Origin of the sequence: Streptomyces noursei ATCC 11455 (assembly GCF_001704275.1) — a bacterium.
Lineage (GTDB): Bacteria > Actinomycetota > Actinomycetes > Streptomycetales > Streptomycetaceae > Streptomyces > Streptomyces noursei.
In genome coordinates this window covers 3,013,572-3,034,338 of record NZ_CP011533.1, presented here as the reverse complement: position 1 = coordinate 3,034,338, position 20,767 = coordinate 3,013,572, and the positions used below count along the sequence as shown (strand labels likewise).

The window sequence follows — 20,767 nt, the reverse complement described above, 5'->3', positions numbered from 1 at the left end:
ACTTTCACCGTCCCCCCTGGATGGAAACCTTCTCCGGATGCCCAGCAACGATCGCCCCCATGTTATCCAGAGAGTCGCCGCCCTTATCTCTGTCAAAGTAGTTGGAGTGGGACTCCGAAGGATTGCCAAATGAAACTCCGAATCTTCGCCCACCAAACTCCTCGCTGGCCGGGTCCTGTCCGAAATGAAGTTCATGCGGATCCATGAGATGGGCAATGGCGCCACCAGGGATGAGTTCCAAGTCCGATGGGGCGTGGGTGACCGGATCGCTCTCTGCTGCACCCGCCCATACGTGGTCGGCACCCACACCAAGCTGCTCGGCCCTTTGGGCTCCGGTCCCGGGACTGCCCACCAGGATGATGTCGTCCGCGGGGATTCCACCCTCACGTTGGGCGGCCTGCCCCACCGTGAACGACCCGTAACTGTGTCCGATGGCCGTCACATGCGGCCGTTCACCTTGATGCGTGGCCTGGATGCCATCGAGGAACTTCCCGAACGCCGCGCCGCCCTGCTGACCCCGCTCCCTGTCGGCGACCGCAAGGCTACTCTCCGAGAGTCGATCCGTGCCCAGCTGCGGAGCGTCGTAGCCAAGCCAGACGATAGAAGCCGTTTTGTGGCGCCCATCGCCAGCTTTCTGAGCCGCGTCCCATACATTCCATGCACGGGCGCCGTCTTCGCCTCCAACGTCCCTGAGCTGCGTATTGAGCCCGGGCACATACGCGGCGACATTGTCCGCCGTGTCGGGATCGCCATACGACAGGATGGCCCGTCCCTGCCCCTCGGCCCCGATGCCCAGCAGAAGCGGTTCTGGCCCCTGCCCAGGGTCCATATCCAAGCGAGCCTTGATCATCTGGAATCCCTCGTACTGACGCTGCACAGTTGGCGACATAGGTGTGCCAGGCGGGTGCATGGCGATCAACCGATCAAGGTTGACCCGATTCGCCTTGTCGCGGGTCTTTGCAGGTATACCGTCGAGGTTTCCGATGACACTCGGGTTCAGCGCAAGCTGCTCATCCTTTTCCTCCTCGCTCAAGCCGTTCCACCAGTCCCGGACCGTCTTCGGATTCGTACCCTTGGTGGGAGCTGATTCAAGGCCGACGGCGGTGCCCGCAATTTTGGAAACATCCCCGGCGTCCCTCTGTGACTCCAGGGCATCCACGGTCAGTCCGCGGCCGACCCGAAGTCTTGCCAGGGCGAGGCAGTAGCGAGCGTCTACCTCTGCGGCATTACGAAGGACGGAGAATATCTGCCCCTCAAGGGCACGCCGCTCCTGCTCTTTTGCTGGTACCCCGGCGTCAGGATCTCCGGTGGGTATGTCACCCTCGTCGGCATATATGACCTCACCAGTCGGAGCGACCTGATAGCCCTTCTGGGTGGCTTCGTCCAATGCCTGGTGGAGCGCCTTCTGCTGTGCTCGTAGTTCGGTGATGGCGCCGTCCAGGGTGGTCTGGATCAGTGCACATTCTTGGCTGCCGAACTGAAAGTTCTCGCCCAGTCTGTTCATGCGCTTCTGCGCTGCATCAGCTGCTTCTCCGGACCAGCTGTGCTTCAGTGGAAGGCGCATATGGGCATCTACTCGGTCTTTATAGCCTCCGAGTCGATGGGTTAGCTGTTCCCATTCCTGCTTGGCGCTTTCGAGTGCAGAGAAGCGAAGATTCTCGAGCTCGCGGACAGTCAGAGCCATCGGACATCATCCAAAGGGGCTGGCGTGGCGGGCGGTGTTCTGTGTTGCTGGACGGGTGGAGAGAGAATTTCCAGCGGGACGAGTGAACGAATTGGCGGTTTCCTCATCGTTCCGCTCGTAGTTGTCGGCAGAGGCCCTCAGTGACCGTGCGACCTCGCCGCATTCCCTTCTGACGTCATCGAGTCGGTCGTGCCAGGACTGATGGGTTCTCAGCAGTTCTCCAGTCAGATCAAGGCCCTCGGTCTGCCCCGGCACGGACTGGTGATACGCGCTCAAACTGCCCAAGGCGGTCCCGACGCCGGCTTGCATCTCCTCGCTGTGGCCAGCGGCTGCACGCAGCGCGGCTGGATCGACGTTCGTGGTCGACATGCTTCCCCCAATTCCCCGTTGCTCTGGTTACTCCTGGGTGCGTGAGGGTGCACCATCGAGCACCCCCCCACAGGTTGGTCAGCGTGTCACCCTATGTGACGGCAGCCCTGGGAGCCTTGACGCCACAGCGTGTGATCTGGCCAATCGTGCCGTCCAGTCCGAATTCGGCGAGGGGCTGCCCGCGACGACGGCGGGCACGATGACCGTGACGGACGGTATTGGAGCCAAGAATCCGGGGTGACCGCGGATACGGGCAGTGTGCTCGGTGGTTGAAGGCGGCAGGGCCGCCGCGGGACCGGGGAGGTCAGCTTGCGGCAGCCCTGGGAAAGCGTGGCCGGGAGCGGCTCGGGCTCAGCCGAAGACGTCCTGGACGCTGCCCTTCACGCCGTCCTTGGCGGCGTCCGTGGCGCCCTGGTGGCGGGTGGCGGCGCCGCCGGTGCGTTGGTCGACCTGCTTCTGGGCGTGGTCCAGGCCGCGATTGGTGAGGTCGTCCCTGGCGTGGTCGATGTACGTCTTGGGGTTGGTGAGGTCGTTGGCGCCTGTCTTGACGCCGTCGACGTATTCTTCGGCCTTCTTCTTGCCGATGTCGGCGGTCTCGCCCAGGTTGATTCCGTCGCGTTCGCCGAAGTGGGCTTCGATGCCCTGCTGCGCGACGTTCTGCGCCATTTCCGTGCCGGCCTCTTTGGCCTTTTCCTTGGCCGCGTCGACGACCTTCTCCTTGACGGTGTCCTTGACCGTTTCCTTGATCTGCTGCTTGGCGTAGTCCGTGACGACCTTGCGGGCTTCCTTGGAAACCGCCTTCTTCGCCAGCTTCTTGATGGCGTCCATGGTGGCGTGTTCCATGGCCTTGGTCGCGGCCTGCATCACCTCGCGCTTGATCTTCTCGAGGATCTCCCGGACGATCAGGCGGGTCGCCTGGGTGGCGCCGGCCGCGGCGAGTTCGGACGTACCGAAAGTGAAGGGGGCGGCGGCCTGGGCCGCGATGATCTCGGCGGCCAGCATGACGAGTTGGGCAATGACCGCGATCTTGCCGGCGAGTACCGCGACGGCTGCCGCGTCGAAGGCCAGGGCAATGGCCTCGGCCGCCGCGACGGCGTCCCGGAAGTAATTGTCGCCGCTGCCGCCGCTGCCGTCGTAAGCGCCCCATTCCTTCTGGAAACTCTCGACGGCTTCACCGGAGTTGGCGGAGACCACGGCATTGGCCGCCGTGGCGCCCTGGCCGTGTGCCTCGTTCACCGATTCGGCGAAGGTGCGCCAGGTCTGGGCGCACTCGTGGAGCTTGTCCTCGTCGGCGTCCGGCCAGTTGTAGCCCAGGAGATCCAGGACCCAGGTGACCTCGCTCGGCAGCGTCAGTGACACAGTGCTCGTCCCCCGTGCGGTGGTAGGCGAATTGCTGGTGAAAGGGAGATGCCGGAAGACCGGAAGAAGAGGCGGCCGGCGGTGTGTGCGTCAGATGGCCGGACGGCCGACCGCGCTGATGGTGTGGACGCCCTGCTCGTCGGACTCGGTGTACGAGCGCGCCATTTCCTGGAGGTTGTCGCCGATGCCTTCCAGGCGTTCACCCAAGGAATCCATCGACGTGAACATTCCGTCCCGGATGGGGGTGTAAATGGTGTCGAAGATGTCGCCGAAGTCGCAGTTCTTCCAGGGGTCGCCGATGCCCTTGAGGTCGTCCTGGAGTTTCTTCGACGCTTTGCTGAAATCGTTGCCGACGTGGACGAATGCGGTTCCTTGCGTCCGCAGTACCTCCGGATCCACATCGAATGCGTTGCCCGCCACGATTCCCCCTGTTGTGCGGCTGCGTACCGCACCATGATCATTACGTCTCGTTAACGCCTGCCGGTTCCACAGTAGGCGATCCGCGCGCAAGCATGTCAAGGAGAGTGGCGTGATCGCCACCTGGTGATGGACCCGGGGCAACAATGCGGGGATTCTGGAGAATTGGCCTGCCGGGAACGGGGTGGAACCGGTGGAATGTGGGTGACGGAGGGGTGGGGGATTGGTGTGCGCGGGGTGTGGTTGGTGTCCGAAGTGGGCCCGCGGATCACCCCGTAGACCGCCCCGTAGCAATTTCGATCATGAATGCCACTCAAGGTGATCAGGATGGTCACCGTTCCGGTCGGTCTGATCCGTTCGGTGAGCCCCCTCCTGATGTCGACCTCCCGGATGAGTCGCGGCGCATGGGGCTGACGCCGCGCCAGGCGCGCCGGGTACGGGTCGCACTGGCCTCGGTGATGACGGCCCTGATGGCGGTGCTGCTCGTGGTGCGGCTGGCTTCCCGTGGGTCGGTACTGGTGGTCGGGGTGTACGGGGCCGCGCTCGTGCTCTGTGGAGTCGTCATCGAGATCAGCCGGCACGGGCGTACCCGACTGGGCACCTGGCTGCTGGGCCTGGGGCTGGCGGCCGCGATCACCGCGGATCGGCTGTTGCTGCCCTGAGGGGTGCGGTTCATCCGCAGGGAGCCCGACTTCTGTGGAGTGTGGGTTCCAGAGGGCGTGGCTTCCGCGGGGTGTGGGTTTTGAGGAGTGTGACTTCTGCGGAGTGTGGGTTTCGGAGAGTGTGACTTCCGCAGGGCGTGGGTTTCGAATGGCCTGAAATCCGGAGGTGTTCGCCCCTCGGAATTGGGCTCGGGCGTCTGTGCCGGCGTGGCCCGTTGGCCAACTGGACGAGAAACACGAGGACTTCGCGGTGGGCGCCTGTGATCAGCGGACTCCGGGTGGCTGTCGACGGCCCTCGGGTGGGGCGCCCGGGCGAGGAGGTTCATCCGCGGCCGTCGGACGTCCGGTTCGTGCCCGGACCGCACTGAGGGGGCACCGTGACATCCACGGTGCCCCCTCAGTGGTCAGCCGGTCAGCTGGTCAGCCGGTCGGCGAGGGACGGCGGGCGCCCTGCCGAAGGGAGTCGTCTACCCGAAGGGAGTCGTCTACCCGAAGGGCGTGCCTACCCGAAGGGCGTATCGATCTTGGAGCGGTCGACGCGGTAGGGCTTGGGCTCCTCCGACAGGCCCGTGTCATGCAGGATCTCCTGCTTGACGGCCTCCTTGTTGGTGTCGCTCATCAGTCCCTCCTTCGCCGCGCCCCAGGCCGACTGGCCCGCCGCCTTGCCGAAGCCCTTTCCGCTGCGGTCCTCGGCGAACGTCACGGGGTCGTCCTCGTCCATGCCGAGGCCGGACTTGACCCCCGACTCGACGCCTTCCCGGATCTTGCCCGTGACGAACGAGTCGGCACTCTTGACGCCCTGACGCAGTCCGGCGTCGATGAGCCGCTCCTCGGCGCCGGCGAGCGAGCGGTTCTGGAAGATGTCCTTGCCCACCTTGCCCAGACCCTCGCCGCCCTTCCCGAACTCGCGGACCCCCTCGACGGCCTTCTCGACCTTCTTGATCCCGCTGAGGGCGTTCTTGGCGGTCTTGATGTTCTTGACCGCCTTGACGGCGGAGCCCAGTTCCTTGAGGGCCTTGAGCAACTCTTCCAGCTTCGTGGCGAGTTCCTCGGACACCTTGGCCACGCGGGCGACGAAGACCGCGATCTCCGCCTCGGTGATCAGGGCGTCCGCGATGAGGCCGATACCGGCCGTGAGGACCGCGATCACGGCCTCGGCGGCGAGGGACGCGATCAGCGCCTCGATGGCCTCGCTGATGATCTCGATGATCATGCCCTCGGCCTGTGCGCATTCCTGCGCGGCCGAGTTGATGATCTTCGCGGTCTGGGACATGCCCTCGGCGGTGGAGTCGAGCGCCTCGACCACATCGCCCATGTGGCCGCTGAAGGCGCCGGACGCCTGCCCCTCCCACTGCCGGGAGAGGGGGTTGGCGCTGGTCCTCAGCTCCTCGGCCACCAACTGCACGGCCTTGGCCTGGTTCTGCCATGCGTCGGCCGCGGCGTTCAGCTGGGCGAGGTCTCCGGTGACCTTCTCCAGTACCTTCAACATGCCGGACTTCTCAAGGGCCCACTCGACGGCCTCGTCCAGCATGCCGCCGATGCCGCCCCGGGAGGGATGGGTCGCCTCGGGGAGCGGAGCCATGGGCGCGGGGTTGGGTTTCCGGATCCAGCCGTACGCGTCCCCGGCCGGCACGAGGCCCGTCGTCGCGCCCGGGTACCCGCCGCCGGATCCGCCCGACGTCCCGTACATGCCTCCGGGGCCGCCCGGTGGGGCGGGGGCGGGCATGGTGGACCACTGGCCGGGCGCCCCGCTCTCGCCGCCGCCGGAGCCTTCGCCGCCTGCGCCTGCGCCGCCTTCGCCGCCGCCGGCTCCCTCGCCGCCCTTTTCACCGCCTTCGCCTTCGGAGTCCCCGAAGACCTTCTTGCCGGCCCAGTCGCCGGCGTGCTCGCCGAGCTTCGAGCCGGCGGACTTGCCCGCCTCCTTCAGGCCGTCCATCCAGCTGGAACCGCCCTGCTGGTCCCCGTCTCCGCCGGCGTCACCGCCACCTCCGCCACCGGATCCGCCACCGTTGTCGTCGGGCTGTGGGTGGGGCCGGTTGGGGTCGTGGGGCTGTGGCTGGGGGTGCTCCGGGTCGTGCGGCTGCGGCTGCGGCCGGTTGGGATCGTGGGGTTGCGGCTGGGGCCTGTTGGGGTCGTGGGGTTGCGGGTGAGGCTGCGGCTCCGGGGTCGGCTGGGGGCGCGGTTCCGGCTGCGGGCGCGGCGGCGTCGGGTGGTCGGACGGCCCGTTGTGCGACGGGGCGGACGGGTGGTGCGGAGTCGAGTGCGACCGACGGCTCATCAGGCACCCCCGAAGGACGAGCTGACCGCCTGGTCGTGCTCGGCGTAGTTCTGCGCCGTGAAGTGAAGCCCCTCGGCGGTGTTCGTCAGCGCGCTCACGAGGTCGGCGATGTTCTGCCTGCTCGCTTCGGCGTGCTCTTTGTACGCCTCCGCCAGGTTCTGCGCGTTCGGCAGATGGCCGAAGGCGGTGGACGAGATCTGGATGCCGGCTACCGCATTCTGGACCGTCCTGAGCTGCTCCACCTGCTCGCGGACCGTTGACCCATAACTGCCGATTGCTTCGGGCTCAACCCGAAACCCGGAGTCCCCCATGTCAGGTACCCTTCATAAAGCGGTTGTGAGCCTCACATCGTACTAAGGACTCGTTAAGGCCGGGCGCCAGGGTACGAGGCCCATCACACGCTCTGCACAAGCCGCCCCTCCTATGGGCGGTTGAGCAGCCGTACGGGGGAGGACGGGTGGGATACGGCCGTAACAACTGGCGCCAAGTGGCCGGTTTCGCCGCGGACTTCATCCCGGGCGGCGGTGCCGTGCTCGGCGCGGTCGACCTGGTGCGCGGTGTCAACGACAGCATCGGGCTGAGCCGGCTGAACTACGTCAAGGACGGCCACCCGTTGGTCGAGCTCCCCTGGCAACCCCCTGGCCCGCCGCCGAACCCGCAGCGGGCCGAGGCCGTCGGAGCGCAGGCGTGGAACATGCTGTTCGCCGACGAGACCCGCTACAACGCGCGCTCGCTGCTGGACCAGGTGGCCAACCTCCTGGTCCCGTTGCCGCCGACCGAGCTCGACATGGTGGTCCGCCGGTGGGGCCGGCAGGGCCTGGAGCGGTGGGACGACCTCACCCATGTCGAGGACGAGCACGGCGAACCGGCCTACGACTGGCGCCGGCAGGCCGAACTGTTCAGCTGGCTGCTGCGCTCCGTGAGCCCGTACGCGGCGATGCTGGTCGGCACCTGGATGGTGTGCAGCCAACCCGAGTACGACCCGGGGTGCGCCTGCGCGGACCACGGCTGGGTGCTGCCCGAGGGGCCGTTCGCGCAGGTCGACGGCGCCTACTTCACCCAGGACTGGAAGCGGGTCTCCGGCTCGACGGAGGCGATGTCCTGGCAGGACATGGACCAGGGACGGTTCGGCACCTGCTGGTTCCTCACCAGCATCCAGGGGGTGATCCAGGCCAACCCCCAGCACGCCGCCCGCCATCTCCGACTGGAGGCCAACGGCACGGTCACCTGCACGCTCTACGTCCAGGGACGGCCGGTCGACATCACGATGGTGCCCGACCTGCCCTACGGCCACAACATGCTGTGGTGCGCCAAGGGGCACACGGAAGACGCCCGATACGCGGAGACCTGGCCCGGCTACTACGAGAAGGCCGTCGCGAAGCTGCGCGGCGGCTACGAAGAGGTCACCGGCGGCTTCGTGAACGACGCCTTCGGCCTCCTCACCGGCCGGGAGCCGCAGCCGCTCGACTACCACTCGCCCTGGCTCTGTCACGAGATCGCCGACCGGCGGTCGCGCGGCCACGCAATCGCCGTCGGCACCTGGGGCAGGGGGAACGACCGCGAGAAGCTGGCGGACGGCCGGCTGGCCACGAGCCACGCCTACTTCGTGAAGGACGTCGACGTGGCCGGCGGCCGGATCTGCCTCGGCAACCCCTGGGGCGACGGCGCCACACGCAAGATGTGGGAGTGCTGGCTCACCCTCGACGAGGTCCGGACCTACCTCAACAAGTGCTGGGCGGTCGAGACCTGGTGACGCCGCGCCGCCGTCGACTCCCTGCCGGTCCGCTGTCGCTCCGCTCCGTCTCCGGCACCATGTGCCACCGGTCTTCGCCGTAGCATTCCCGCTCATGGATGCAGCGGGGCGCAGCGGTGAGGCGACGGTCGAGCAGGGGCCGGTCGAGGACGAACAGGCCGGGCACGGCCGGACCGAGGAAGGCCGGACCGAGCACGACCAGGTCGAGCAGGACCGGGCCGACGACGGTCAGGCCGACGACAGTCAGGACGACGACCCGGCGGAGAGCGGCCGGATGGGGCTGACGCCTCGCCAGGCACGACGGGTGCGGGTCGTGCTGGCCTCGGTGATGATGGCCGCGATGGCGGTGCTGCTCGTGGTGCGGCTGGCGACCCGCCACTCGGTCCTGGTGGTCGGGGTGTACGGGGCGGCACTCATACTCTGCGGGATCGTCATCGAACTCGCCCGCAACGGGCGGACCCGATTGGGCACTTGGCTGCTGGGCCTGGGACTCACGGCGGCGATCGCCGCTGACTGGCTGCTGTTGCCCTGAGGGGCCAGGGCTGGCGTGATGCCCCCTGACGCATCCGAGGGGCGGCGGCTCGCCGCCCGGCTCCGGCCGGTCCGCCCCGGGCAGGCGGAACGGCCGGAGTGGGGCAACCGTGGTCACCTCGTTCCGCGACGGCGCAGGGCGGCCTGTACGGGCGCAGGGCGGATCGGAGCGTCAGAACAGGCCGTGCCACATCTGCTCGGTCACCAGGGACCACCAGTTGTCGGCGTCGTCCAGGGACCAGGGGTCGAGGGCCACGAGCTGTTCCTGGAAGGCGGCGACCGCGGCGCCCGCGGCATACGGGTCGAGGTGCGCCAGCTGCCGGCGCGTGGTGACCAGGAGGGCGAGCGAGCGCAGGTAGGCGGCGAGGGAACGGTTGACGAAGCGGGCGCCGCCGGTGCCGGGTTGGACGGCCCACAGGGTGCCCAGCTGGCTCGGGTCGTCCTCCGGTGCGACGCACTGGACGGCGAGGGTGTACAGGCCGTCGGTGCCGAGGCGGACGTATCCGGAGAGGATCTCCAGGATCTGCGGCTGGGCGTTCGTCCCGGTTTCCCGGAGGTGGGTGGCGACGTCGGCGAACAGGCCGCCGGCCGGCGGGGCGGCCGGGTCGTCGGCGGTGAAGAAGTAGGGCACCTGGGCGGGGAGACCGGCCTCGGTCAGGGTGGTCCTGGTGTCCTCGGGAAGCCGGGTGGCGCCGAGCGCCGCGGCGTCGGGGCGCCGTACGCCGTCGGGGCCGAAGACCTCGGCGAGATGGGCGCCGAGGTCCGCGGCGGGCAGCGGCGGCGCGGGGGCGACGGCCTGCGGAACGGGCGCCCGATGCGGCTGGGGCGGCGCCTGCCGGCCCGCGAGCTGGTGCATGGTCTCGATGTGCCGGAGCAGCCCGGCGATGCCCGCGGCGCGCTCCTCGGGGCGCGCGCCGTAGTCGGTGGTGCAGGAGAACGCGGCGTTGGGGAAGGCCCGGAGGACGAAGTCGCCGGTGTAGCCGCCGGGCAGCATCGCCGGCCGCAGGTCGGTGTGGACGGCGCGGACCGCGGCACCGTCCACGCCCTGCTGCCGCAACTCCTCGAACAGCTGGTACTCGGCGGGCGGCAGGCCGGGGCGGGAGACCTTGGCGAGGCTGGTCTCCTCGCCGGTGGACGGGTCGAGATAGGTCGCCACGGCGGTGTTGCCGGGGCCGACGACCGGCGGCTGGGCGGTGGGGTCTGCCTGCGCCTGGGTGTTCACGAGTGGTCTCCTTCGGGGCCGCGGGTGCGGCCGTGGGCGGCGGCGTCGGTGGACGGGACGGTGGCCGGCGCGGCGGCCTGGGCGGGGACGGCGGCGGGGGCTGCGGTATCGACCGCCCCGGTGGTGCCGGCCGACCCGGTGACCCCGGCGCCCTCGGTTACTCCAGTGGCGTGGGTGGCGTCGGTGGCTTCAGTCGGCTCGGCGTCCGGTGTCGGGGCAGGCGCCGCGGCGGGTGCCGGGGCAAGGATCTGACGGGCCGTCACACCGCGTTCGGTGGCGACCAGGAGGATGCCGTCCGGGGTGAGGTCGGCGTCCCGGAACGGGGAGTCGGAGATCAGCGCGGTCACTACCTCTCCGCTCGCCCGGGCCCACACCCGCAGGTAGTCGGCGCCGCGGCTGAACCCGTACGGAGCCGCCGCCTGCTCCTGCTCCGACGGGCGCAGCACCTGCGCGGGGTCGGCGTCGACGGGTGCCGGGCGGAGGAGGTCGTGGAGCAGGAGGGCGGTGGGCGTGGTCGCGGGGGCGGGAGCGGCGTCGGCGTCGATCGGAGGGGCCGCGGACTCCTCCGCAGCCGTATCCGCAGCCGTATCCGTAGTCGCGGTCGTAGTGGCAGTGGCAGTCGCCGTCGGCTCCGGGGCGTCCGCGGTCGGCAGTGGACGGGAGCCCGGCGTGCCCGCCGGGACCAGCAGCGCGGCGACGGGGCGGCGGGTGCCGTCGGGCGCCGCCGGATCCGCGCCCTCCCGCGCCGGCAGGAACCCGGCCGTCACCGAGGTCACGCCCGGCAGCGGCAGGCTCCACAGGGTGCGCCACGGCAGGTCCAGGCCCAGTCCGTGCAGCGCCTCCGCGTACGGCAGCAGCCCGTCCTCGACGAACGCGGTCTCCAGGAGCGCCGCCCGCATGTCGAGCGGGGCCTCGGAGCGGGTGAGCAGGGGAGCGGTGCGCAGATACGTACGGGCCGGTGCGCCCAACTGGTCGAGCGGTACGGCCTCGACGGCGGCGCGCAGCCGGGTCGGGTCGGCGTGGGTGAACAGGCCCGGGTCGGTGAGGAGTTGTGGGAGCAGCCCGGCTTCGAGGGTGTGCGCGGCGAGGTAGTCGCGGACGTAGGGGTCGGCCTGGGACCAGTCCTGCCGGGGCACCGCCTCCAGCAGCGCCATGGCGATCTTGGTCTGGGCGTCCCGGGGGTTCGCCGTGCCGGCGCGGAGCTCGGCGGCGAGGCCCGGGTGGGTCAGGCGGATCAGCGTGCGGGGCGTGCCACCGGAGGTCTCCGGGGCGCCGGAGATGTGCTCGTCCCCGGACGCATTCGTGTGGCCCGCGGCAACGCCGTCCACCGCCCCCTCGTCGGCGTCCGCACCCTCGTCACCGCCGTCCGCGGGAGGTGCCACCGGCTCCACGAACGGGGCGGCCAGCAGCATCCCGTCGGCGATGACCCGGCCCATGTCGTGTCCGGCGACGGCGTTCGCCAACGGGTGCCACAGCTGCACCGGGAGCCCGTCGCCCTCGGCGAACGCCAGCGGCGCCAGCATCTGCCGGAGCGTCCGCGGATCGGCGCCCAGACGGCGGGCGTGCAGGTCGAGGACGTCGCCGACGGTGCGGGGCAGCTGCGCCTCGTCGGCGGGATCGAACCCCTCGGGGTGGGCGAACAGCGACCGCACGGCCAGGTGGACCGTCAGCCGGCTGCCGTCGGCGCGCCGGGCCAGCGCCTCGGCGAGCGCCCGGCGCGCGTCCGGGTCGGTGGTGAACGGGAGGTCGGGGGCGCCGGCCTCCGGGGTGAGCGCGGTCTCGGCGTGCAGGACCAGGCCCTCGGGGTCGGCCCACTCGGGCGCGTCGAGGTCGATCACCTGCACCTGGCCGCGCGGCAGCGCACCGGCCAGCTCGGCGGCGAGTTCACGGGGCACATCGGCCAGGAGGTGCACCGTCGGCGTCGCGGCGAGCGGTACGAGGACCTCGCGCACCAGGCGCGCCGGCTCGTTGGCGGCGCGCACCGGACCGGCCAGGTCGACGTCCGGTACGACGACCGTCAGCGGCTCCTCGCGGGCGGCGAGTTCGGAGAAGACGTCCGCCGTGCGCCCGGCGGCGAGGCCGAGGTGGTCGGCGAGGAGCCACAGCACCTGTGCGGCCGTCAGGCCCCGGGGGCTCGGTACGGCCGGCGCCGGGAGGTCCGGGGGGACCGTCGCCGGGTCCAGGTCGTCCAGCGGGAGCTGCTTGCGGTAGTCGGGGTCGCACAGCATCAGGAAGCCCGCGAGCAGGCGGGAACACCCGCTGCCGGGGCTGCCGGTGAGAACGACCACCCGCGGTGCGCCGGGCCACCGCATGCGCCAGGCGGCGAGGGCGCGGAGGGCGGCGGTGCGGCCCCCGACGTACGGGTGCGGCGCGTAGTGGGCCGCAGTGCCGGCCGCGTCGTCTGAGGCGTTCATGACTTCCTCGTCCCCCATCGATCCCGCCCTCCACTCCCGTGGATCCGTGCAAGTACTGGCTAGATCCTATGTTCCGGTCCGGAATCAGGGGACGGCCGAGGGGCGGCTGTTCCGGAACCGGCACACGGGGCAGCGCGCCCGGGCGAGCAGGGGGGAGGTCGGGGCGCATGGGAAAGGTGGGCCTTATTCCCGTTTTGCAATTTCTGCGTGATGTCGCGTTCTTGTCTGGTGTGTGCTTTTCCGGTGCGTTCTTATCCCGTGTGCACTTGCCCGACTCGGGGTGGATCGGCGTGGTGTTGTCCGGCGCGATATTCCTCCGGATCTCCGTCGGGCGGGCCGGAAGAGACCAGCGAAGAGACGAGCGTTGCCGGGCGGTGAAGAACGCCGCCGAGCGATGCGGAACGCCGCCGGGCGGCGCGGAATGATGCCGAACAGAGATCAAAAGATCCGCCCGCGTCGTGCCGGGCACCCGGCCCACGCGGGCGGATCCTGGCGTTTGACGGGGTCCAGGACCCAGGGGGGCGGTTCAGCGGTGGCCGCGCCCGCCGCCGCGGCGCGGGCCGGTGACGAGGTCGAGGCTCGGACCGTCGCGCTCGGCGCGCTCGCGGTCCTCCTCCTCGTCCTGCTTCTTCTGCCACTCGGCGAACTTCGCGCGGGACTCCTCGCGCTCGGCCGCCGTCTGGTTCTCGGCCGCGCGCCGGATCTGGTTCATCCGGTCGCCCAGCGCGTCCATGTAGCCGGGCGTCTCGATGGCTTCCTTCATGCCCATCCGGCCGGAGAGCACTTCCTGGGCCATCTCCTGGAGCTTGCCGCCCACCTTGGGGTTCTCCGCAAGCACCTTCAGCGCCTTCCGCAGGCGGGCCGCCTGCTCATGGTCGTGGGCGACGTCCATCAGGTCGTCGTCCTGGATCTGCCGCTCGTTGCTCATGTCTGCCCCCTTGTACGTGGTGGCACAGCAACCGCGCGTGCTGCACCGGCGTCATGAGTGTAATGACGGATGTGAACGGGTCGTCAAGGCAGGGGTTGTCGGTATTGCCGGATATTGCTCCGTATCCCTTCCGCGCTTCGCGCAGAAGCGACTCCGCCAGGGGCTTCGGGCCTTTTGCGGGTGTGCTAGACCTGAGGCGATGTACAGCAGGTCGCTGTCATTCAATTCGGGGAGAAATGATGTCCGATGAAGTCCGGCTCAGTACCGAGGAGCTGCACAAGCTCGGTACGACCTTCGAGATTCGAGCGGAAGAACTGAGCCGGCACCTGAGCGCATTCAGACGGCGTACGGACGCCGACGCGCTCAGGGACGGTTTCGGCAGCGATGAAGCGGCCCGGCCCTTCCGCGAGTTGTTCGAGGAGGCCGAGCGCGCCCTGGCACAGCTCCAACAGCGGCTGGCCGAGGTCGGCGGCGGCATCAAGGAGACCGCCGCGAACACCCAGGCCACGGAGGACGAGCTGGTCGAGATGATGCGGAGCGTCAAGTGACGGAACCACGACGCAATCCCCATGCGCTGCACGACGCGGCGGCCGGCTGGCGGGACATGGGCAAGCACCTGGACGGGCTCGTCCGCGACCTCGACCGGCACGTCGGCGCCGCCGCCTCGGCCGACTGGCACGGCCCGGCGGGCGAGGCGTTCGCCGCCGAGTGGCACCGGCTGAAGCGGTCCGTCGACGAGTCCCTGCCGGTCTTCGAACTGGCCGCGGCCGACCTGGAGAACGCCGCCGACAACCACCACGGCGACAGCACCGGCGGGGCCCACGACAGCGGCTCGGCGAGCGCCACGCAGCCCGCCTCGCAGTCGTCGGGCCAGGGAATGGCCTACGGCCTCATGGCGCTGGGCCAGCTCGCCAACGGCCTCGGCGGCGCGTTCGGCAAGCGCGGCGGCCGGGGCGGCGGCCAGAGCCAGGCCCCGCAGCTGCGGCACCAGTGGGAGACGTCCACGGCCGCCCACGGGCCCGACCCGTTCGGCACGCCCCGGGACGGCGCGGCGGCGACGCGCGGCGGCGAGGGCATCGCCAAGGGCGTCCGGACGAACCCGGCCGAGGCGCAGCGCGCGGCGGAGGAGCAGGAGGCGAAGGCCGCCGCGCGGCAGAAGGCGGCGGAGAAGGCGGCCGACGGGAAGGCGCCGGCGAAGGGCTCCGCACCGGCCGGCGACCAGGCGGAGAAGGCCGCCGGCGCCGCCTCCGGTGAGGGCCGGGCCGCGGACGCAGCCGCCCCGCCCGGCCCGGACGTCACCCAGCACGGCGCCTTCGGCTGACCCGAGGACGGCGCGCGAACAACACGAGCGACGCGAACAACGGAACAACGAAAACGGCGGTGGGGCGCCCCTCCTGAGAGGGACGCCCCACCGCCGTTGTACGGGCTGTCTGCTACTGGCCGCTGAGCGGCAGGAAGCCGGTCTGGACCAGCTGCGCACCGCGCTTGCGGGTGATGAACATGCCACGGCCGGGCGTGAGCTGCTGACCCTTGATGTTGCCCATCAGCGGGCCCTCGCCCGGGTCGGCCGACAGGATCAGACCCTGCGCGCCGAGCTCCTTGGAACGCTGCATGACCGGCTCGAACGAGGACCGGCCGGCACCCGAGGAGCTGCGCGCCAGGATCAGGCGCAGACCCAGGTCACGGGCGAACGGCAGGTACTCCAGCAGCGGCTGCAGCGGGTTGCCGCTGCTGGTCGCCACCAGGTCGTAGTCGTCGACGATCACGAACGCGTCCGGCAGGTCGTACCAGCTGCGGTTGCGCAGCTGCTCCGGCGTGACGTCCGGCCCCGGCATTCGTCGGCCCAGCGAACCGGCGAGCCCGCTGATGACCTCCTGGAGCTGCGGCCCCGCGGCACAGTACTTGTACAGGTGGCTGTCGGGGATCTCACCGAGCAGTGCGCGACGGTAGTCGCCGACCACCATGAGCGCCTTGTCGGTCGGGTACCGCTCGGCGATCTGCTTGGTCAGCAGGCGCAGCAGCGAGGACTTGCCGGACTCGCTGTCGCCGTAGATGACCAGCAGCGGGTCGGTCTCGAAGTCGATGAACGCCGGGGACAGCGTGGTCTCGTCGACACCGATCGCGATGCCGTGCTCGGGGTAGTCGCCGCCCCGGGGCAGGTCGCTGGCGTGCAGCATCGTCGGCAGCATCCGCACCTTGGGGGCGGGCTCGCCCTTCCAGTGCTCGTTGACGGTCTGCACCAGGTTGGCGATGCCGTCGCTGGTGGTCTCCGGGTCGCTCATGCCGTCCAGGCGCGGCAGCGCGGCCAGGAAGTCCAGCTTCTCCGGGGAGAGGCCGCGGCCCGGCTTTCCCATCGGGACGTTCTCCGCGCGCTTGCGGTCGAACTCCGACTCCATCGGGTCGCCCAGGCGCAGCTCCACGCGGTTGAGGAGCTGGTCGCGCAGGGCGGGACGCACCTCGGTGTAGCGGGAGGCCGCGAGGATCAGGTGGACACCGAAACCGAGACCCCGGCTGGCGATGTCCAGGATCACCGGGTCGAGCTGCTCGTAGTCGGTCTTGAACGTGCCCCAACCATCGATGATCAGGAAGACGTCGCCCCACTTCTGGTCGGGGAAGGCGCCCGCGGCCCGCCGCTGGCGGTAGGTACCGATCGAGTCGATGTTGTTGGAGCGGAAGAACTCCTCGCGCTCGTTGAGGATGCCGGTGACCTCGGCGACCGTACGGCGGACCTTCTCCGCGTCCAGACGCGAGGCGACACCGCCGACGTGCGCCAGGCCCTCCATGGTCAGCATGCCGCCGCCACCGAAGTCGAGGCAGTAGAACTGCACTTCGGACGGGGTGTGGGTGAGCGCGAACGCCGCCATCGCGGAACGGATCAGCGTCGACTTGCCGGACTGCGGACCACCGACGACCAGACCGTGACCGGCACCGGCGGAGAAGTCCAGGTACATGACGTCACGCCGCTGCTCGAACGGCTTGTCCACCAGCGCGACCGGCACCACGAGCTTGCCCAGCGCGGTGTACTCCGGCGCGTGCACGCCCCGCTCGGGGGTGACCGCCAGGGCCGGCAGCAGCTGGTTGACCGTGGGCGGCTCCTCCAGCGGCGGCAGCCACACCTGGTGGGCCGGCGGGCCCTGGCCCTGCATCCGCTGGACCATGACGTCCAGGACGGTGTCGGCCAGCGCGTCGTCGATCTCGGGGGTGTCCGGCTCGATCGGGGTCGGGTCCTCGATGATCTGCTCGACGACCGGGGCGGCCGTGAAGGGCACCGGGAGCCGGTTGGCCCGACCGCCGCCGCTGCCGCCGCGACCGCTGCCGCCCGGACCGCGGTAGGTGCCCGAGACGTACGCGGCCTTGAACTGGACCATCGTCTCGGTGTCGTACTTCAGGATGCCGGAACCCGGAACGTTCGGCAGGTGGTAGGCGTCCGGCACACCGATCGCGGTCCGCGACTCGGCGGCGGAGAAGGTCCGCAGACCGAGTCGGTAGGACAGGAAGGTGTCCAGACCGCGCAGCTTGCCCTCTTCCAGACGCTGCGAGGCGAGCAGCATGTGCACACCCATCGAACGGCCGATACGGCCGATCTGGATGAACATCTCGATGAAGTCGGGCTTGGCGGCGAGCAGTTCGGAGAACTCGTCGATGATCATCACCAGCGACGGCAGCGGGTCCAGCGGAGCGCCGGCGGCACGCGCCTTCTCGTAGTCGGTGATGTTCGCGTAGTTGCCCGCCGAGCGCAGCAGTTCCTGACGGCGCTGGAGCTCACCGGTGATCGAGTCGCGCATGCGGTCGATCAGCGTGACGTCCTCACCGAGGTTGGTGATGACGGCCGCGACGTGCGGCATCTCGGACATACCGGTGAAGGTGGCGCCACCCTTGAAGTCCGCGAGGATGAAGTTCAGCGTCTCCGAGGAGTGCGTCACCGCGAGCGCGAGCACCAGGGTGCGCAGCACCTCGGACTTACCGGAACCGGTCGCACCGACACACAGGCCGTGCGGGCCCATGCCCTGCTGCGAGGCTTCCTTGATGTCCAGCATGACCGGCTGGCCGTCGCGGTCGACACCGATCGGCACCCGCAGTCGCTCGGACAGCGTCCGGGGCCGCCAGGTCTTGGAGACGTCCAGCGTGCCGGCGTCGGCGATGTTGAGCAGGTCGGTGAAGTCCAGCGCGGACAGCAGCGGTTCCTCGCCGTCGGCGCCCGAACCGGCCCGCAACGGCGCCAGCTGACGGGCCAGCGCCTCCGCCTCGGCGATCGACAGGGTGTCGCACGTGCCGTTGTAGACCGCGCCGCTCGCCGACTCCAGCACCAGCTTGCCCGGCCACACCTGGATCGCCAGACCACCGCGGATCTCGTCCAGGTCGCCCGGCACGATCTCCAGGATGGAGACGCCCTGCAGGCCCTCGGCCCCGGCGATCACCGAGTCCATCGGGACCTCGCCGCCGTCCAGCACGACGAGGACGTGCGGGGTGTCGGTCACCGGAGCGCCCTGCGGGTTGAACCGCCCGCGGCCGTCCAGCTCGTCCGCCAGCAACTCCTCGATCTCGCCGAGGTCGCCGACGACCAGCCGGCGGGTACCGGCGCCGTCGGTGGTCTTGTCCTGGACCTGCGGCAGCCACTTGGTCCACTCCCACTCGGCCTGCGCACCCGGCGCGGCCACCACGGCCACCACCAGGTCCTCGGGCGAGTGCAGCGTGCACAGCTGGGCGACGAGGGCGCGCGAGGCGCCGTAGACGGTGTCCGGGTCACCGGACACCGTCAGGTGGTAGAAGGCGCGCAGCGACACCGCCAGCGGGAGGCTCTCCAGGTGGCCGTGCTTGTCGAGGAATTCCTTCATCGCGTGCGCGGTCAGCGGCTCCAGCTCGTCGACCGGAGCGGTCTCCGGCGCGCGCAGCGGAGTGGCCAACTGCTGGGGGCCCAGCCCCAGGCGCACCTGGGCGAAGTCCGGGTCGTTCGCCCGGCGCTCCCACACCCGCTTGCCCTCGGCCACGATGGACCACAGCTGGCTCGGGTCGGGATGGGTGAACAGCTGCGCGTCCCGCTGCCTGCGCGCGGTGCGCCGCACCTCTTTCCGCTTCTGGGCGAGGTACTTGAGGTAGTCCTGGCGCTCCTGGAGCATCTGTCCGGAAGGACCCTGGCGGGCCTTGACGATCTGCATGATCGCCATCGCCAGCGTGGAGGCGACCATGAATCCGCCCATGATCATCATGAACGGCTGCTTCCCCATGAACAGGAAGCCCGCCGAGGACGCCATGCCCATCATGGGCAGGAAGGTCATCAGCAGGTTCTCCGGCTCGCCCTCGCGGGGAAGCTCCGGAGGGGCCTCAAGTACCACCTCCTCCGAGGGGACTTCAGGTGGCAGCGACCGGGGCGGGCGCTTGACGATGACAACGCTCACCGAGGCATCAGTCCTTCATGCATCTCGCAGTCTCGGACCGCCCCCGTTGGATTCGACGGTCCCCCGAGCCAAGTCCTTGGCCCGACGCAGGCGTTGATCCTACTGTTACGCGTCAAGTCAAGGGGTGGGTGGGGCAGTGCCCCGTTCGGACGGTACGCTGACGCACCGCGAGCGCGCCACAGCCCCGTCAGGACGGCCTTATATATAGGGCGCGCGACGCGACAAAACGCCCAACGGATAGGGGGAACCGCCAGGTGAGCACGAGCACTGGCACCGGCTTCTGCCGGGTCACAGTCGCCGCGCCGGACGCACGGATCGACGTGGCACTGCCGGAGGACGTGGCACTCGTCGATATCTACCCGGAGATCCTGCGACTCTCCGGGCAGTCCCAGGCCGAGGGCGCCCCGACCGGATATCACCTCGTACGCCGCGACGGAACGGTGCTCGACGCCGGGCAGTCGCTGGCCCAGCAGCAGATCCTCGACGGTGACCTGCTGCTGCTCAAGCCGTTCGCCGAGTCGTTGCCGCTGCCGGTCTTCGACGACGTCTCGGACGCCATCGCCTCCGCGGTCAAGCAGAACCGCAGCCGCTGGAGCGACGACCTGATGCGCGTCGTCGGCCTCAGCGCCGGCGTGCTGCTGCTGGTGATGATGGCCTTCGCGCTGTGGTTCTCCAACCCGGTCAACCGCGACATGCACCGCCTCCCCGGCATCATCGCCGGCGTGGTGGGCGTCGTCCTGGTGGCCCTGGCCGGCGTCCGCGCCCGGGTCTACGACGACCACGCCTCGTCGATCGCCCTGGGCCTCTCGGCGCTGCCGCACCTGCTCATCGCGGGATCCGGCATCTTCCCCGTCGACACCGGCGGCGGCCCGGGCCGGCTCCACCTGCTCGTCGGTTGCGTGACGGTGCTGATCGCCTCGGTGCTGCTGGTGGTGCTGCTCCCGCGCGGTGACGCGCCCTTCGTCGCGGCCGCCTTCCTCTCCGCCATCGGCACCGTCGCGGTCTTCGCCGCGATCCTCACCGATGCCGCCCCGATCGAGGTCGCCGCGGTCACCGCCGTCGTCTCCATCGCCATGGTCGCCTGGCTGCCCAGCCTCTCCGCCCGGTTCGCCCGCCTGCCCATCGGCTACCGCTCGCCCGACCAGATCGCCAAGGGCGCCCTGGAGTCCGGTTCCGAGACCGAGTCCGTCGACTTCGTGAAGATCGGCAACCAGGCCAAGCGCGGCCACGAGCTCCTGCTCGGTCTGGTCGCCGGCTGCTCCGCCCTGGTCGTCGGCTCCGCCGGTATCGTCCTCGGCTTCTCCGACAACGTCTGGGCCCAGGTGCTGGCCATGACCGCGGGCATCACGATCATGCTGCGCGCCCGGCTCTTCGACTACACCGCCCAGGTCGCCTGCCTGACCATCGCCGGCATCTTCACCATCGTGCTGCTCATCCTGGGCATCGCGCTGCACCCGCCGATGGACATCTTCGTCACCCTGGAGCGCTTCCAGGACTCCGGTCCGCTGAACATCCGCACGGTCTGGTTCTCCACCAGCATCGCGGTGGGCGCGGCGATCCTCGTCGGCGTCGGCCTGGTCGTCCCGAAGAAGGGCGTCACCCCCTTCTGGGGCCGGATCCTCGACATCTTCGACGGCCTGGTCCTGCTGTCCCTGGTGCCGCTGTGCCTGGCGGTCCTCGACGTGTACGGCACCGTGCGCGGCCTCACCAGCAGCTAGCGCGCGGCACCGCCCGCAGGACGGCCCCCCGACCAC

16 protein-coding genes are annotated in these 20,767 nt (G+C 69.9%); 6 read left to right on the top strand and 10 right to left on the bottom strand.

The annotated features are described in order from the left end of the window. Nucleotides 1-4: 4 nt before the first annotated feature. From SNOUR_RS12505 to SNOUR_RS12495, 4 genes are all read right to left on the bottom strand, one after another. Nucleotides 5-1,684, bottom strand: coding sequence for an alpha/beta hydrolase (locus SNOUR_RS12505; protein WP_067346503.1), 1,680 nt, complete (start codon nucleotides 1,682-1,684; stop codon nucleotides 5-7). 6 nt (nucleotides 1,685-1,690) lie between these two features. Next, entirely contained in the window at nucleotides 1,691-2,053 is a 363-nt protein-coding gene (locus SNOUR_RS45340) for a type VII secretion target (RefSeq protein ID WP_107407297.1), read from the bottom strand. A 351-nt stretch (nucleotides 2,054-2,404) separates the two neighbouring features. Then, a complete protein-coding gene (locus SNOUR_RS12500; protein ID WP_067346502.1) occupies nucleotides 2,405-3,412 on the bottom strand; it encodes a WXG100-like domain-containing protein in 1,008 nt (335 codons plus the stop codon). A 90-nt stretch (nucleotides 3,413-3,502) separates the two neighbouring features. Next, a complete protein-coding gene (locus tag SNOUR_RS12495; RefSeq protein WP_312632557.1) occupies nucleotides 3,503-3,832 on the bottom strand; it encodes a WXG100 family type VII secretion target in 330 nt (109 codons plus the stop codon). Between the two features lie 290 nt (nucleotides 3,833-4,122). On the opposite strand from SNOUR_RS12495, the gene SNOUR_RS12490 reads away from it, so the two are divergent. Continuing rightward, nucleotides 4,123-4,491, top strand: coding sequence for a hypothetical protein (locus SNOUR_RS12490; RefSeq protein WP_376738585.1), 369 nt, complete (start codon nucleotides 4,123-4,125; stop codon nucleotides 4,489-4,491). A gap of 502 nt (nucleotides 4,492-4,993) precedes the next feature. On the opposite strand, the gene SNOUR_RS12485 is transcribed toward SNOUR_RS12490, so the two are convergent. Both SNOUR_RS12485 and SNOUR_RS12480 read right to left on the bottom strand, forming a co-directional pair. After that, nucleotides 4,994-6,427 carry a WXG100 family type VII secretion target gene (locus SNOUR_RS12485; RefSeq protein WP_067346498.1) on the bottom strand — a complete coding sequence of 478 codons (1,434 nt, stop codon included), beginning with the start codon at nucleotides 6,425-6,427 and terminating at the stop codon, nucleotides 4,994-4,996. 341 nt (nucleotides 6,428-6,768) lie between these two features. Beyond that, entirely contained in the window at nucleotides 6,769-7,080 is a 312-nt protein-coding gene (locus SNOUR_RS12480) for a WXG100 family type VII secretion target (protein ID WP_067346497.1), read from the bottom strand. A gap of 146 nt (nucleotides 7,081-7,226) precedes the next feature. On the opposite strand from SNOUR_RS12480, the gene SNOUR_RS12475 reads away from it, so the two are divergent. After that, complete coding sequence (locus tag SNOUR_RS12475) at nucleotides 7,227-8,522, top strand: C2 family cysteine protease (RefSeq protein WP_312632556.1); 1,296 nt, start codon at nucleotides 7,227-7,229, stop codon at nucleotides 8,520-8,522. A 94-nt stretch (nucleotides 8,523-8,616) separates the two neighbouring features. Continuing rightward, nucleotides 8,617-9,054 (top strand): hypothetical protein, encoded by a 438-nt coding sequence (locus SNOUR_RS48310; RefSeq protein ID WP_312632555.1) that lies wholly within the window; start codon nucleotides 8,617-8,619, stop codon nucleotides 9,052-9,054. A 171-nt stretch (nucleotides 9,055-9,225) separates the two neighbouring features. Here the strand turns inward: SNOUR_RS48310 and SNOUR_RS12465 are convergent, their stop codons facing one another. The 3 genes from SNOUR_RS12465 to SNOUR_RS12455 form a co-directional block, all read right to left on the bottom strand. Beyond that, nucleotides 9,226-10,275 carry an SUKH-4 family immunity protein gene (locus SNOUR_RS12465; protein ID WP_067346493.1) on the bottom strand — a complete coding sequence of 350 codons (1,050 nt, stop codon included), beginning with the start codon at nucleotides 10,273-10,275 and terminating at the stop codon, nucleotides 9,226-9,228. Next, a complete protein-coding gene (locus SNOUR_RS12460; protein ID WP_376738510.1) occupies nucleotides 10,272-12,707 on the bottom strand; it encodes an ATP-binding protein in 2,436 nt (811 codons plus the stop codon). The genes SNOUR_RS12465 and SNOUR_RS12460 overlap by 4 nt, the downstream gene beginning before the upstream one ends. A gap of 508 nt (nucleotides 12,708-13,215) precedes the next feature. Continuing rightward, the gene (locus tag SNOUR_RS12455; RefSeq protein ID WP_067346491.1) at nucleotides 13,216-13,617 is read right to left on the bottom strand and encodes a hypothetical protein; all 402 of its coding nucleotides are present in this window, start codon (nucleotides 13,615-13,617) and stop codon (nucleotides 13,216-13,218) included. 239 nt (nucleotides 13,618-13,856) lie between these two features. On the opposite strand from SNOUR_RS12455, the gene SNOUR_RS12450 reads away from it, so the two are divergent. Further along, entirely contained in the window at nucleotides 13,857-14,165 is a 309-nt protein-coding gene (locus SNOUR_RS12450; protein ID WP_039632235.1) for a WXG100 family type VII secretion target, read from the top strand. Then, a complete protein-coding gene (locus tag SNOUR_RS12445; RefSeq protein WP_067346489.1) occupies nucleotides 14,162-14,938 on the top strand; it encodes a WXG100 family type VII secretion target in 777 nt (258 codons plus the stop codon). Before SNOUR_RS12450 ends, SNOUR_RS12445 begins: the two co-directional genes overlap by 4 nt. A gap of 112 nt (nucleotides 14,939-15,050) precedes the next feature. Here SNOUR_RS12445 and eccCa read toward each other — a convergent pair whose 3' ends face one another. After that, nucleotides 15,051-19,013, bottom strand: a complete 3,963-nt coding sequence (gene eccCa / locus SNOUR_RS12440) for a type VII secretion protein EccCa (RefSeq protein ID WP_067346487.1) — start codon at nucleotides 19,011-19,013, stop codon at nucleotides 15,051-15,053. Nucleotides 19,014-19,267: 254 nt separating this feature from the next. On the opposite strand from eccCa, the gene eccD reads away from it, so the two are divergent. After that, a complete protein-coding gene (gene eccD, locus SNOUR_RS12435) occupies nucleotides 19,268-20,731 on the top strand; it encodes a type VII secretion integral membrane protein EccD (RefSeq protein WP_067346485.1) in 1,464 nt (487 codons plus the stop codon). The last annotated feature ends 36 nt before the right edge of the window (nucleotides 20,732-20,767 follow it).

Excerpts from the sequence above, each read along its gene's own strand:
- SNOUR_RS12505 (WP_067346503.1), bottom strand. The coding sequence starts at position 1,684 with ATGGCTCTGACTGTCCGCGAGCTCGAGAATCTTCGCTTCTCTGCACTC.
- SNOUR_RS45340 (WP_107407297.1), bottom strand. The coding sequence starts at position 2,053 with ATGTCGACCACGAACGTCGATCCAGCCGCGCTGCGTGCAGCCGCTGGC.
- SNOUR_RS12485 (WP_067346498.1), bottom strand. The coding sequence starts at position 6,427 with ATGGACGGCCTGAAGGAGGCGGGCAAGTCCGCCGGCTCGAAGCTCGGC.
- SNOUR_RS12480 (WP_067346497.1), bottom strand. The coding sequence starts at position 7,080 with ATGGGGGACTCCGGGTTTCGGGTTGAGCCCGAAGCAATCGGCAGTTAT.
- SNOUR_RS48310 (WP_312632555.1), top strand. The coding sequence starts at position 8,617 with ATGGATGCAGCGGGGCGCAGCGGTGAGGCGACGGTCGAGCAGGGGCCG.
- SNOUR_RS12460 (WP_376738510.1), bottom strand. The coding sequence starts at position 12,707 with ATGGGGGACGAGGAAGTCATGAACGCCTCAGACGACGCGGCCGGCACT.
- SNOUR_RS12455 (WP_067346491.1), bottom strand. The coding sequence starts at position 13,617 with ATGAGCAACGAGCGGCAGATCCAGGACGACGACCTGATGGACGTCGCC.
- SNOUR_RS12450 (WP_039632235.1), top strand. The coding sequence starts at position 13,857 with ATGTCCGATGAAGTCCGGCTCAGTACCGAGGAGCTGCACAAGCTCGGT.